This is a genomic window from Cryobacterium sp. TMS1-20-1 (assembly GCF_004402355.1).
Classification (GTDB): Bacteria; Actinomycetota; Actinomycetes; order Actinomycetales; family Microbacteriaceae; genus Cryobacterium; species Cryobacterium levicorallinum.
The window spans coordinates 92,995-105,616 of sequence record NZ_SOGF01000057.1; the positions used below are offsets into that span (position 1 = coordinate 92,995).

At 63.0% G+C, this 12,622-nt stretch carries 11 protein-coding genes; 4 read left to right on the forward strand and 7 right to left on the reverse strand.

The features are described 5' to 3' along the window. Nucleotides 1-23: 23 nt before the first annotated feature. Entirely contained in the window at nt 24-641 is a 618-nt protein-coding gene (locus E3O45_RS14890) for an alternate-type signal peptide domain-containing protein (RefSeq protein ID WP_134444126.1), read from the reverse strand. Between the two features lie 475 nt (nt 642-1,116). On the opposite strand from E3O45_RS14890, the gene E3O45_RS14895 reads away from it, so the two are divergent. Further along, nucleotides 1,117-2,538 carry a deoxyribodipyrimidine photo-lyase gene (locus E3O45_RS14895; protein ID WP_134444127.1) on the forward strand — a complete coding sequence of 474 codons (1,422 nt, stop codon included), beginning with the start codon at nt 1,117-1,119 and terminating at the stop codon, nt 2,536-2,538. Here the strand turns inward: E3O45_RS14895 and E3O45_RS14900 are convergent. The 6 genes from E3O45_RS14900 to aceB all read right to left on the reverse strand — a co-directional run bounded on the left by E3O45_RS14900 (nt 2,535) and on the right by aceB (nt 8,021). After that, complete coding sequence (locus E3O45_RS14900) at nt 2,535-3,062, reverse strand: signal peptidase I (protein ID WP_134444129.1); 528 nt, start codon at nt 3,060-3,062, stop codon at nt 2,535-2,537. The two genes, E3O45_RS14895 and E3O45_RS14900, sit on opposite strands and share 4 nt — an antisense overlap. Before the next feature lie 120 nt (nt 3,063-3,182). Beyond that, complete coding sequence (locus E3O45_RS14905; RefSeq protein ID WP_134444130.1) at nt 3,183-3,854, reverse strand: hypothetical protein; 672 nt, start codon at nt 3,852-3,854, stop codon at nt 3,183-3,185. 182 nt (nt 3,855-4,036) lie between these two features. Then, a complete protein-coding gene (locus E3O45_RS14910) occupies nt 4,037-4,705 on the reverse strand; it encodes a signal peptidase I (protein WP_241985385.1) in 669 nt (222 codons plus the stop codon). A 29-nt stretch (nt 4,706-4,734) separates the two neighbouring features. After that, the gene (locus E3O45_RS14915) at nt 4,735-5,295 is read right to left on the reverse strand and encodes an alternate-type signal peptide domain-containing protein (RefSeq protein ID WP_134444133.1); all 561 of its coding nucleotides are present in this window, start codon (nt 5,293-5,295) and stop codon (nt 4,735-4,737) included. 208 nt (nt 5,296-5,503) lie between these two features. Continuing rightward, nucleotides 5,504-6,079, reverse strand: a complete 576-nt coding sequence (locus E3O45_RS14920; RefSeq protein ID WP_134444135.1) for an alternate-type signal peptide domain-containing protein — start codon at nt 6,077-6,079, stop codon at nt 5,504-5,506. A gap of 253 nt (nt 6,080-6,332) precedes the next feature. Further along, nucleotides 6,333-8,021 (reverse strand): malate synthase A, encoded by a 1,689-nt coding sequence (gene aceB / locus E3O45_RS14925; protein WP_134444136.1) that lies wholly within the window; start codon nt 8,019-8,021, stop codon nt 6,333-6,335. 267 nt (nt 8,022-8,288) lie between these two features. Between aceB and E3O45_RS14930 the strand changes: the two genes are divergently transcribed. The 3 genes from E3O45_RS14930 to E3O45_RS14940 all read left to right on the forward strand — a co-directional run bounded on the left by E3O45_RS14930 (nt 8,289) and on the right by E3O45_RS14940 (nt 12,478). Continuing rightward, nucleotides 8,289-9,770 (forward strand): XRE family transcriptional regulator, encoded by a 1,482-nt coding sequence (locus tag E3O45_RS14930; protein WP_134444137.1) that lies wholly within the window; start codon nt 8,289-8,291, stop codon nt 9,768-9,770. Between the two features lie 261 nt (nt 9,771-10,031). Continuing rightward, nucleotides 10,032-11,009: an ATP-binding cassette domain-containing protein gene (locus tag E3O45_RS14935; RefSeq protein WP_134444139.1), complete on the forward strand. Its 978-nt coding sequence runs from the start codon at nt 10,032-10,034 to the stop codon at nt 11,007-11,009. 104 nt (nt 11,010-11,113) lie between these two features. Then, entirely contained in the window at nt 11,114-12,478 is a 1,365-nt protein-coding gene (locus tag E3O45_RS14940) for an NAD-dependent succinate-semialdehyde dehydrogenase (RefSeq protein ID WP_134444141.1), read from the forward strand. The last annotated feature ends 144 nt before the right edge of the window (nt 12,479-12,622 follow it).

Consider the following 12,622-nt stretch of genomic DNA (forward strand, 5'->3'; position numbering starts at 1 on the left):
GTGGGCACCCGGGCACCGATCGGTCAGATCTGGGTGAGGTTGACCGCCACGTCCTTGAGGGTGACCGAACCGAGCATCATGGTGTTCTCAGCGCCCAGCGCGCCGTTCGGGAAGGTGATCGTGACCTCGACGGTGACGTCTTCCTCGACGATTCCCGCTCCGGGTGTGATGGTGTAATCCGTCGGGCCGGTGGTCACTGAACGCTCAGTCTGGGAGAAGTTATCCTTGATGCCGCCATCGGGTATCACTGTCAAAACTGCGGTCCCGATGAGGTAGGCGGCCAGTGCGTCGTCGGCTTTGTAACCCGGCGTGGTGGCGTTGATGGAGCCCGCATCGAGCGTCAGCTCGGCGACGAGGTTGTCACCCTCGGCCAGGACGTGCATTTTCTTGGTATAGACCAGCACATCGCCGGGCGAGGCCGCGAATGTTTCGAGGTTCAGGATTACATCGTTCTGGTCCGTCCAAACACCGGGAACTTCAACGCCGTCGATGGCGCTGGGAGAAACAACCAGGTTGCCGGCTTCGATCGTGCCGCCGGCCACCACGGCCGAGGAGTTCCACAGCGCAAAAGTCGTGCCGCCGCCGAGCAGGAGGGTGAGACCGGCGGCGCCGGCAATCGCGCCTTTGGTGAGCTTGTTCATGGTGAGGCCCTTCGGGTACTGGTCTGAAAACTTCGGGTGGTCGCAGGCCAGCAAGCGGCAGGCGTGGAGCAACGGCAAGAAGCCCGCTACGTGATCGCCGCGGGGTAAGCGCAACGGTGATGCGGCCGGTCGTCCACAACCCTGGGTATTGGGCCATGAATTTGCTACAGTCCGATGGTGTTTTCTGAGGCTGCAGCTCCATCCGCGATTCACACACTAGATGGGACAGACAAATTTGTCTGTCCTGCTCCAACCCCCAGAATGGGGAATTGAGTTTTTGCGCAAAGGGCGACGATTTGGTCTGTTCGCACAAAGATTTACGCCGTTTAGCTCTATTTTCTGCAGATATACCGACGTTTCGACGTGTGGCTCCGTTGGTCGAACCTCGGCCGACGCTGGCGCGACGAACCGTTCTACCTCCGAATTGGTCTCATCCGCGGCAGGGTACACACTGGAGTTCTCACGAGGAGAGCCCATGACTTCACTTCCCTTTGCCCCGGCAGAGTCCAACGAGCACGCCGGCCCCTCGGTCGTCTGGTTTCGCGACGACCTGCGCGTCGGCGACAACCCGGCGCTGCACGCAGCCCTCGCCCGACACCGGCCGATCGTGGCCGTGTATGTGTTCGACGACGAGTCCCCCGGAGTGCGCCCACTCGGCGGCGCCGCCCGTTGGTGGCTCCACCAGAGTCTCAGATCGCTCGGTGCAACGCTCGAGGCGCTCGGCGGCCGGCTCATTCTGCGCCGCGGCCCGGCCGCACCGATCATCACCGAAATCGCCCGTGAAACGGATGCCGCCGCCGTCTTCTGGAATCGCCGCTACGGCTCCGCAGAACGCATGATCGATACCGCGATCAAGGCCGAGCTGCGCGCCGACGGCGTCGATGCCCACAGCTTCGCGGGTTCACTCTTGTTCGAACCGTGGACCATCCAAACCGGTCAGGGCGGCTCCTACTCGGTGTTCACGCCGTTCTGGCGTGCCTGCCAGGCCGGTCCGCCACCGCGCGCGCCCTACCCCTCCCCCGACACCGTCTCCGGGTGGTCGGGCAGCCTCGCCACCGACAGCCTCGACGATTGGGGCCTCGAGCCGAGCGCGCCCGACTGGGCCGACGGGCTGCGCGCGGCGTGGCAGCCGGGCGAGAGATCCGCTCAGCAAATGCTTGGGCGCTTTCTGGCCGAATCACTCCCCCGCTATGGGACCGAACGTGACGAACCGGCCCAGAACGCGACGTCGCGTCTGTCGCCGTACCTGCGGTGGGGGGAGATCAGCCCGCACCAGGTCTGGGCGGCCACCCAGGAGGCGCAACGCTCACTCTCCGGGCCGGCGCTCGCGAGTGCGACCCGGTTTCTCACCGAGGTCGGCTGGCGGGAGTTCGCCTACCACGTGCTGTTTCACGCCCCCGAGCTCGCGACCAAGAACTTGCGGCCCGCCTTCGACGCCTTCCCGTGGCCCGAGCTCGACCACGAAGCCGTGACCGCGTGGCAACAAGGCCGCACCGGCTTCGCCCTGGTGGATGCCGGCATGCGCGAGCTTTGGCGAACCGGAAGTATGCACAACCGGGTACGCATGGTCACCGCTTCATTCCTGATCAAGAATATGTTGGTCGACTGGCGGGTGGGCGAGCGCTGGTTCTGGGACACCCTCGTCGATGCCGATGCCGCCAGCAACCCCTTCGGCTGGCAGTGGGTAGCCGGCTCCGGAGCGGATGCTGCGCCCTACTTTCGCATCTTCAATCCCGAACTGCAGGCGGCCAAGTTCGACCCGCACCAGCAGTACATCCGCGCCAACGTGCCCGAATACGGCACGGATGCCTACCCGGCGCCCCTGGTAGACCTCGGCGAAACCCGCCGAGCCGCCCTCGCCGCCTACGACAAGGTGAAAGCCCAGTCGGCAAGCTAGGCGACCCGAACGGCCGCGATTCTCCTGGATTCCCTCGACGGTTTCAGGTCGGGCTTCTGGTCGGGCTTCTGGTCGGGCTTCTGGTCGGATGACCCGACGTACCACATACTCAGAACGCACATAATGAGGGAGCCGAGGGCGAGCGGGTTCTGCAGGTAGACCACGAGATAGCCGAGGCGGGGAACGAAGGCGGTCACGCCGCCGATGACATCCGCTGTCGGCACGGTGAAGGGGTCGATCGTGTCGTTCGCATCGCCCTTGGTTGTGAGCGTGCCATCGTCATTGATGGCCACGAGACGGTGGGTGGTGCGATCGCCGGTGCGCCGAAAGGTGATGATCTGGCCGACCTCATAGTGGTCGGCCTCAACAAGCACGACGCTGGCTGGCAAAATAGTGGGTGACATTGATCCGGTGCGTACGACGTAGGCCCGGTAGAGCAGGGCGCCCGTGGCCACGAGAGCCACCGGAGTGAGCACGGCGGCGAGCACGAGCAGCAGAACCACGGTGCCTTTGAGCCTCTTCACGGTACGCCTTTCGAGCTCGAAATGGGATGAGGACCGGCTCGGACGTCGCCACCCGACGGCGACATCCGAGCCACTTCATTTAGTCCCTAGTCGCCCGCCATCTGGCGGCGACGGAGGTTGTCAGTTGACTCCGGCGACCCCTGGGGCGTGACCAACCTGCGTTGCGACGATCTGATACGGCAGGCCATAACCCTCAGCAGCGGGGAATTTCTCGCCGCCGTGGTACTGCACCGGGTACTGGTTCCACGCGCCTGCTCCGGAAGTCATGGCCGCACCATAGGCAAAGGTGAACGAAACGTCAGCCGATGCTCCGGACCCGAGGCCGGACACCAGCTTGTATGCCTCCCGCAGCGGCCAGCAGCCCCGGTTCGCCTGCTCGAAGAAGTCGCCACAGCTATTCGTGGCTCGCCACTCGCCGTCCTGCAGGTTCGTCGAGGCGAATATTTCAGTCCCACTACTCACGACCTTGAAATTGCCGTACTTACCCAGGTTATTCAGGGCGTGCAGTGCCTTTTCGTTATTGAAGACCACCCACACGTCCTGGTTGTTCACCCCAGTATTCGTGAAATCGGCAGTCACCGTTTGCGGCTCACCGGGCAACAGGTTCGTGTATGCGAGTTCCGTCTTTTCGCTGGTGACCTCGATAGAACCGAGGTTGCCCGTGATGTTTCCCTGTTCGGTGTCAGTGAAGTAGGCACCGGTCGGCCCCAATGCCGCGAGTGCCATGGTCAACGCAACAGCGACGCCCCCGGCCCCAATGATTGCTTTCTTGCGGTTTAACATAAGTTTCACGTCAGTCTCATCTCAAATTGTCAGTTTTGGAGTGGATAATCCTTGGTTTTTGCTATCCCATCCAGAACCTTAGAAGTGAGCAATGCTCATGTCTGCCCCCCATTGGGTACCGCTCTCCCCCCAATCTGGGGGATGGAACGCCTGCTGACGGCGGCATCGAAACCGAGCACGCAACGGATCTTTTAGCCTCGTTCGTCGACCTTCACGCCAGAATCGGCGGCAGCAGAATCGAGCGGTGTCCCGCCCAGTCGTTTACCTGGTCGGCGCTTGCGCACGCCGGCCACGACGCCGACCAGGATCATGTAGCCCGCGTAGGCGAACAGCAATGAAGCGGCCACCGGAATGAGCCAGGCCCGATTGGAACCATTGACCGCACTGTTGACATACCCAATCAGCGGAACGGAGTACCAGAGCCGACCCTGCACCTGCGCTTCGAGCACGGCGTCAGCATCGGCCGCCCCGTTGTTGTCACCCTTCGTAACGAACGTGCGCTCACCCGCCGAGGTATTGATGGCGATGACACGATGGGTGATGACGCCGCGTTTTCCGGTCTCCATTTGGTAGGTGATGACATCACCCAGCACCAGGGCATCCACTGCAACCGGCCGAACGATGATCAACGTGCCGGGCGGAAAGCCCGGCTCCATCGAGCTGGTGAGTACGGTAAGTGGGATCGATCCGGTGAACTTTGGGATCACGATCAGCACCACGGCGAGCGCGATCACGAGCAGCAACACGGCCAGACTCAGGGCAAACCTGATCTGACGCCACAGACCAGCGGCCTTTCTGGCCGGTTTGGGCAGCGGATGCTGATCGGCCGGGAGAGTCGCGCTCAAAGCTTCACTCTTCACGCGACTCTCCATTCTGGGCACAGGGGCAGTTACAGCGTCTGCGAAAGGATCACCGCGAGGCCGGACAGGTATACCGCCCCGGTCTTCGCATCGTCGTCATCCGCGGCGTCTTCTGGGAATGCGATCGTGACGGTAACGAGAAGCTCATGCTCGCCAGCAGTCAGGTCGAAGCCGGTGCGACCAACGCCAACACTGGCGCCAACTCCGCTGCCGTCAACCACCTCGACAGTGGTCTCCTTCTTGAGCAGCTCTTCCAGCGCCACGTTCGCTTCCACGTCGTCGGAAATGATCGAGCCCTGGTCGACGACGATTTGTGCCTGGATATTGTCGCCCACTGCGTCCACGTTGAGCACCGTCTCGTAGGTGAGGGTGTCACCCGGAACAATGCGGTAGTCGTCGATACTTTCGATCGTGACGTCATTCTGGTCGGACCAGGTACTTGTCCCCGTCTCGACCGTCAGCGTTCCAGCCGTGATGGTCGCACCGGCGATTGCCACCGTGTCATTCCACAGCGCGAACGTCCCGGCCCCGCCGAGGAGAAGTACGATACCGGCCGCACCGGCTATTGATCCCGTGAGGATCTTGTTCATGAAGTTCTTCCTTTACAAAAGTCGAGGGAAACGAGAAGAGATGGACCCCTTAGCGTCTTGCGCCGACGTTTAGGACAGGATCGGCGACATCCGTTCAAAGGCCGAATCAGCCTGCTCCTGGGCAGACCTGGCGACACGGCCAACGGGGAGAATCGCGCGCTCGAATGTAAATTTCACGCGACTCTCCGCTCGCTGGCCTGCCGTGGAGCTAGTTCAGGGTCTGCGTGAGTTTGACCGCGAGGTCAGACAGGTCGACAGTTCCGGTCTTGGCATTGTCGTCATCCTTGTTTTCGGCCGGAAATGCGATTGTGACGGTAACGAGGTACTCAGCGTCGCCTTCTTCAAGGTTGACCTTCCAAGATTTGGCATCGTCCCCGGGGCCGCCGATGGGGCCGCCACCTCCCGGCCGACCATTCACTGAAGGCACCGCGGTGACTTTGGTAGTTGCCTCGAGAATTGCCTTCAGCGCCTTATCCTCGGCATCATCGCTCGAAACAATCGAGGCGTTGTCAACGCTGAGCTTGGCCTTGATATTGTCGCCTTGGGCGTCCACGGTGATCACGCTCTCGTAGGTCAGCGTGTCGCCCGGAACTATGAGGTAGCTGGCAATATCGATCTCGCCATACTGGTCAGCCCAGGTGCCGTCGGCCGCTTCGACCGTCAGCGTTCCAGCCGTGATGTCCGCACCGGCGACCGCCGCGGTGTCATTCCAGAGCGCGAAGGTTCCCGCGCCGCCGAGGAGAAGAGCGACACCAGCAGCGCCGGCGATGGAACCCTTGATCATTCTGTTCACAATTGTGCCTTTCAATTTTCGGTTTTTGGAGTGAAATAATGAAATGTTTTCACTATTCCCAACCAGAACCTTAGAGTTGAAAGAGGCTCAGGTATGCCCCCCCATTGGGTACTCACGACCCCCCAAAGTGAGGGATGGAACACGGGTTGGCCCAAAACGAAAAAACGGGCAAACGGATGCTTCACCCCTGTGATGATGCCGGGGTGAAGCATCCGTTTGCCCGCTGTCGCGAACGCCGAATGAGTTACAAGAAGCGGGCGTACGCTCCGACCGTCAAGAAGGTCGGGAACTCGGGCTCGAGCGCCGACGTGCGCAGCACCGTGAGCGCGTCGTCGAAGCGGTCGGTGGGGGTGCGCTCGAGGCCGTCCACGATCTCGTCGAGCACCTCTTCGACCCAGTCGGAGTCGATCCGACGGCCCTCGGCGGTGACCGAGTTCTCGTGGATCCATTGCCAGAGCTGCGAGCGGGAGATCTCCGCGGTAGCGGCGTCTTCCATCAGGTTGTCGATTGCCGCAGCACCAACGCCGCGCAGCCAGGACTCGATATAGCGGAGCGCTATGAGCACGTTGCCGCGCACGCCAGCCTCGGTGATCTGACCGCCGACCGAGGCGACGTCGAGTAGCTGGGCCGCCGTCACGCTCACCTCGGGGCGAGTGCGCTCGAGCTGGTTCGGCCGGTCGCCGAGCACCTGGTCGAATTCGTACCTAGCGGTCGGGATGAGGTCGGGGTGTGCCACCCAGGAGCCGTCGAAGCCGTCGGTGGCCTCACGCTTCTTGTCGGCGGCGACCTGGGCGAGCGCCTGCTCGGTCACCGCCGGGTCGCGACGGTTCGGGATGAAGGCACTCATGCCGCCGATGGCGAAAGCGCCGCGGCGGTGACAGGTGGCCACGAGCAGCTCGGTGTAGGCCCGCATGAACGGCACCGTCATGGTGATCTGCTTGCGGTCTGGGAAGACGAAGCGGCTGCCGCGGGCACGGAAGGTCTTGATGATGCTGAAGATGTAGTCCCAGCGGCCGGCGTTCAGCCCGGCGCAGTGGTCGCGCAGCTCGTAGAGGATCTCGTCCATCTCGAAGCCGGCCTGAATCGTCTCGATCAGCACGGTGGCACGCACGGTGCCGTACGGGATTCCGAGACGCTCTTCGGCATAGGTGAAGATGTCATTCCACAGGCGGGCTTCCTTGTGGCTCTCCAGCTTGGCGAGGTAGAAGTACGGGCCGGTGCCGTTCTCGATGAGCTTCTTGGCGTTGTGGAAGAAATACAGGCCGAAGTCGATCAGACTGCCCGAGGACTTCATGCGACGGTTGGCGGCATCAACGAAGGTCACGTGCTTCTCGACCAGGTGCCAGCCGCGCGGACGCATCACGATAGTCGGCGTGGTCTTGTTCGTGATCTCGTATTTTTTGCCCTCGGGGCTCGTGTAGCTCAGCTGGCCGCGCACCTGATCGAACAAGGTCAGCTGGCCCTCGATGACGTTGGTCCAGGTCGGGCTGGTGGCGTCTTCCTGGTCGGCGAGCCACACCTTGGCGCTCGAGTTGAGCGCGTTGATGGCCATCTTGCGGTCGGTCGGACCAGTGATCTCCACGCGGCGGTCTTCCAGACCGGGTCCGGCTCCCGCAACGCTCCAGGTTGAATCCAAGCGGATGCTCTCGGTAGCGCTTAGAAATTTGGGGTCGCGACCATTCGCGGCATCCACTCGAGTCTGCAGCCGGGCAGCGAGCAGGTCGTGCCGAGTGCCGGCAAAACGCTCGTGCAGCTCGGCGAGAAATTCGAGGGCGTCCGGCGTGAGGATCTCGTCGTAGCGGTCTGCGAGCGGGCCGGTCACCTCGAGGTGCGGGCGAATGGTGGCGAAGCTGCCGGTCGTGGTCTTCACCTTGTCGGTCTTGATCGGCGCGGAGGTGACCGTCTGATCAATGGTCGGGTTTGCGGTGTTCATGGTCTGGCTCCTTGCGAAAGTAGGTGAAACCGACAGGGGGCGAACCCGAATTGTGGTGCGCCCGATCTCAGGCTGAATGGTGGTGGTACGGTTCTGCTTCGGTCGAACCGATGAGCGCGAGGGTGGATGCGTTCAGTGTTCAAATCGTCGTTACTGGCCTGTGTTCATACTCTGCCGGGTCTACACGGTACAAAACCAAAATATATCGGCAGAAGAAACCCTGTTCTTCTGATTGTGGAAACTTTTGAATCGTGTGACACTGTGTGAATGGTTCCCGCTGAAGCCCTCGCCGCCCTGTCGTCCCTCGCCGTCGATGAACCCGAGCTCGACGCTCTCACCCTCGGGCGGCGCATCCGCGAGCTGCGCACCATTCGCCGTATGACGCTCGACACCCTCGCCGCCGCCATCGACCGCGCGCCGTCGCAGGTGTCGATGATGGAGAACGGCAAGCGCGAACCGCGCCTGTCCATGCTGCGCACGATCGCCCTAGCCCTCGGCACGACCGTTGATGAATTGATGCGAACGGATGCCCCCTCCGAGCGAGCCGCACTGGAAATCTCGGTCGAACGCGCCCAGCGCGGCCCGGTGTTTCAGGCGTTGGGCCTCCCCCGCATCCGTGTGAGCAAGGGGCAGAGCGACGAAACACTGCACACCATTCTGAGCCTGCACAACGAGATCGACCGGCTCAACCGGGAACGAGCCGCGACCCCGGAGGAAGCCCGGCGGGCTAACTCGGCCCTGCGCCAGATCATGCGGCAGCAGGACAATTATTTTCCCGAGCTCGAGGCCCAGGCCCTCGAAATTCTCACCGCGGTGGGGCATTCCGGCGGCCCGGTATCGCAGCAGCTCGTCGCCGACATGGCCACCCATCTGGGCTTCTCACTGCACTACGTGAACGATCTGCCGCACTCCACCCGGTCGGTCACGGACAAACGCAACGGGCGGATTTACCTGCCGACCAACCGCTCGGCCTCGCGGGATTCCCGCTCCCCGATCGTGCAGGCCTTCGCCAGTGAACTATGCGCCCACGAGGAACCGAAAAATTATGCAGAATTTCTGCGTCAGCGGGTGGAGACGAACTATCTCACCGCCGCCATTCTGCTGCCGGAGCGTGATGCCGTACGCATGCTGACCGAAGCGAAGACCCTGCGGCGCATCTCGATGGAAGACCTGCGCGACGCCTTCGCCGTCTCCTACGAAATGGCCGCACATCGCTTCACCAACCTCGCCACCGCCCGGCTCGAAATTCCGGTGCACTTCATGAAGGTGCACGAGTCGGGCACCATCATCAAGGCCTACGAGAACGACAATGTGCGCTTTCCCAGCGATGCGCTCGGCGCGGTCGAGGGCACCACGGTTTGCCGCAGCTGGACCGCCCGCACCGTATTCGACGTGGCCGATCGCTTCAGCGCCTGGTACCAGTACACCGACATGCCAGCCGGAAGCTTCTGGTGTACCTCACGCGTCGAGAAGGCCAAGGAGGGCGAATACTCGGTGAGTGTGGGCGTTCCCTTCGCCCACGTGAAGTGGTTTCGCGGGCGTGAAACGTCAAACCGCGCCGTGTCGCTCTGCCCGGACGAGTCGTGCTGCCGCCGGGCGCCCGATAACCTGGCCGACCGCTGGGCCGGGCAATCCTGGCCGGCCGCGCGCACGCCGACCAGCCTGCTCGCCGCGCTGCCCACCGGAACATTTCCCGGCGTCGACCAGACCGAGGTCTACCAGTTTCTCGAGGCCCACTCGCCGCACTGAGCACCACGATGACCCGGCGGCGGAGGAATCACTGGATTACTGGGATTATTACTGGAAAACTATTGGGGTGTGAGCATCCGCTCAAAAAAGAAAAACAAACCGGTACGTTGTTGGCACCGGTCTTAGCTAGCATTGGTTACACGTGAGGGTGCTGTCGAGTCTGGCACACGCTCACAGCCCCATGCACCAGAGAGTTTCGGTTGTGAGCGTCAGTTCCACGTTTCAGTCCCTGCTCTCGCCCTACTGAAATGCGAGCTGACCATGACTGATGCTCGCGCCGTTCTTCGTCGGATCAATCTCGCCGTGCGGGCAGGAATCCCCTCGGCCGAGTCGGCACTCACGCCACCGGACGAGTCGCTCGATCCCGCCGCGCCGACTGCACCGACTGCGCCGTCCGCGGAGACCACGGCTCCGCTGCCGTCGCACTGGTTTCGCTCGGCGGCCGTGCTGGACGTGCGCGGACTGCGCGTTGCTGCGGGGGCCCGCCCCGACGCACCTCTGCTGGTCAATGGCATCTCACTTTCTATAACCCGCGGCGAAGTGATCGGGCTGGTCGGCGACGCCAATTCCGGCGCCCTCGAGATCGCCCAGTGCATCGCCGGTCTGCTGCCGGCTCCGGCGGTCATCCGTTCCGGGTCGATTCTGTTCAACGGCGGGGAACTGGTTGGGCTGCCCCCGCGACCGCGCGACCGGCCGCGGGACGCAAGGATCGCCTACCTGCCGCGCGATCCACTCGGCAGTCTCGACCACGGAGTGACCGTCGGCACGCAGCTGACCGCACCGCTGCGTTACCTCGGCCTCGCCAAGACGGCCGCCTATGAGCGTTCGCTGGCCCTGCTGGATCAGGCTGGGGTCGAGCGCCCAGAGGACACGTTCATGTCCTACCCGCACCAGCTGTCCCACGTGGTCGCCCAGCGCGTACACATTGCCGCTTCACTGGCGGGCAAGCCCGACCTCCTCGTGGCCGATAACCCCACAGACGCCCTGGACGCGTCAGACAGCTCAGACATTTTGGACCTGCTGCGGATGTTGCAGCGCGACAACGGGCTGACGATGATCATGGTGACGCGCTCGATCAGCGTGGCGGCGCTAACCTGCCAGCGGGTCGCCGTTGTTCGATCCGGCACAATCGTGGAATATGCCTCGGTCGCCGAACTCTTCGGCTCGCCGAAGCATCCGCATACCCGCGAGCTGCTGCATGCGGAGCAGAATCAGTGGCCAGGGAGCCCCGCGCTATAGCTCCTGCGGCTGCGTCGTCTTTAATCATCCGCTGCTATATCTTTGACAAACCAGAGTTTGCATCGGCGCCGGTATTTGGTGCCTGACCAGTGAAGGATAAGCCTATGACCAGCTACGCAGTCATCAACCCGGCCACCGGGGCGACAGTAAAGACCTACGACACAATCTCGGATGCTGAGCTCACCACCGCGATCACCGCCGCAGACGACGCCCACACCTGGTCGCGCTCCGTCAGCGTCGATGATCGCGCAGCGCTCATCCGCCGCGTGGCCGAACTGCACCGCGAGCGCCGCCAGGAGCTTGCCGAGATCATCGTGCGCGAAATGGGTAAGCCCATGGAGCAGGCCCTCGGCGAGGTCGACTTCAGCGCCGATATTTACGCCTATTACGCCGACAACGCGACGGACCTGCTGAAGGACGAAGCCATCACCCTGCTCGCCGGCGAAGGTTCGGCGCTCATGCGTCGCAGCTCGCTCGGCGTGCTGCTCGGAATCATGCCGTGGAACTTTCCCTATTACCAGGTTGCCCGTTTCGCCGGACCAAACCTGATCATCGGCAACACCATCCTGCTCAAGCACGCCGAGCAGTGCCCAGAATCGGCCGCCGCGATCGCGCAGATCATGCTCGACGCCGGCTTCCCCGAGGGTGCGTACACCAACCTCTACGCTTCCCATGATCAGATCGCCACGATCATCGCCGACAAGCGCCTGCAGGGTGTCTCGCTCACCGGTTCGGAACGCGCCGGAGCGGCGATTGCTGAGCTGGCCGGACGCAACTTGAAGAAGGTCGTGCTCGAGCTCGGCGGCTCAGACCCGTTCATCCTGCTGTCCACCGACGACCTGGATGAGACCGTCAGTGCCGCCGTGGCTGCTCGCATCGACAACAATGGCCAGGCCTGCAATGCTGCCAAGCGCTTCATCGTCATCGAGGAGCTGTACCAGCCCTTCCTCGAAAAGTTCACGGCGGCAATCAACGCCGTCGAGCTGGGCGACCCGACCAAAGACGGCACCGGACTCGGACCGCTTTCCTCGAAAAAGGCCACCGAGACTCTGACCGAGCAGGTTGCGCGCGCGGTGGCTCAGGGTGCCACCCTCGTCACGGGCGGAACCGCTGAGGGCAACTTCTTCGCCGCAACCGTGCTCACCAACGTGTTGCCCGGGTCCGATGCCTTCCACGAAGAATTCTTCGGCCCGGTCGCACAGATCTTCAGCGTCCCCGACGAGGCCGCAGCACTCGCATTGGCCAACAACACTCCGTTCGGCCTGGGTTCCTACGTCTTCACGACCGACCCAGAGCAGGCACTGCGCGTGGCCGACGGCATTGAGGCCGGCATGGTCTTCATCAATTTGGTCGGTGCCGACGGGGCCGAGCTGCCCTTCGGTGGCGTCAAACGTTCCGGCTCGGGGCGCGAACTGGGCCGTTTCGGTGCCGACGAATTCGTCAACAAAAAGATGATCCGCATCGGCTGACCCGTCCGCTGACGCAGCCTCTCAGCGGATGCGGGCGCACCCGACGGCTGCGCGCTACGCCAGTTACCGTAGCCCGCACCCGACTGGGCGCGGCCGAGACCAGCGATGGCGGCGGGTTGCTCGCGGGGTGTCGAGTGCTGAGCT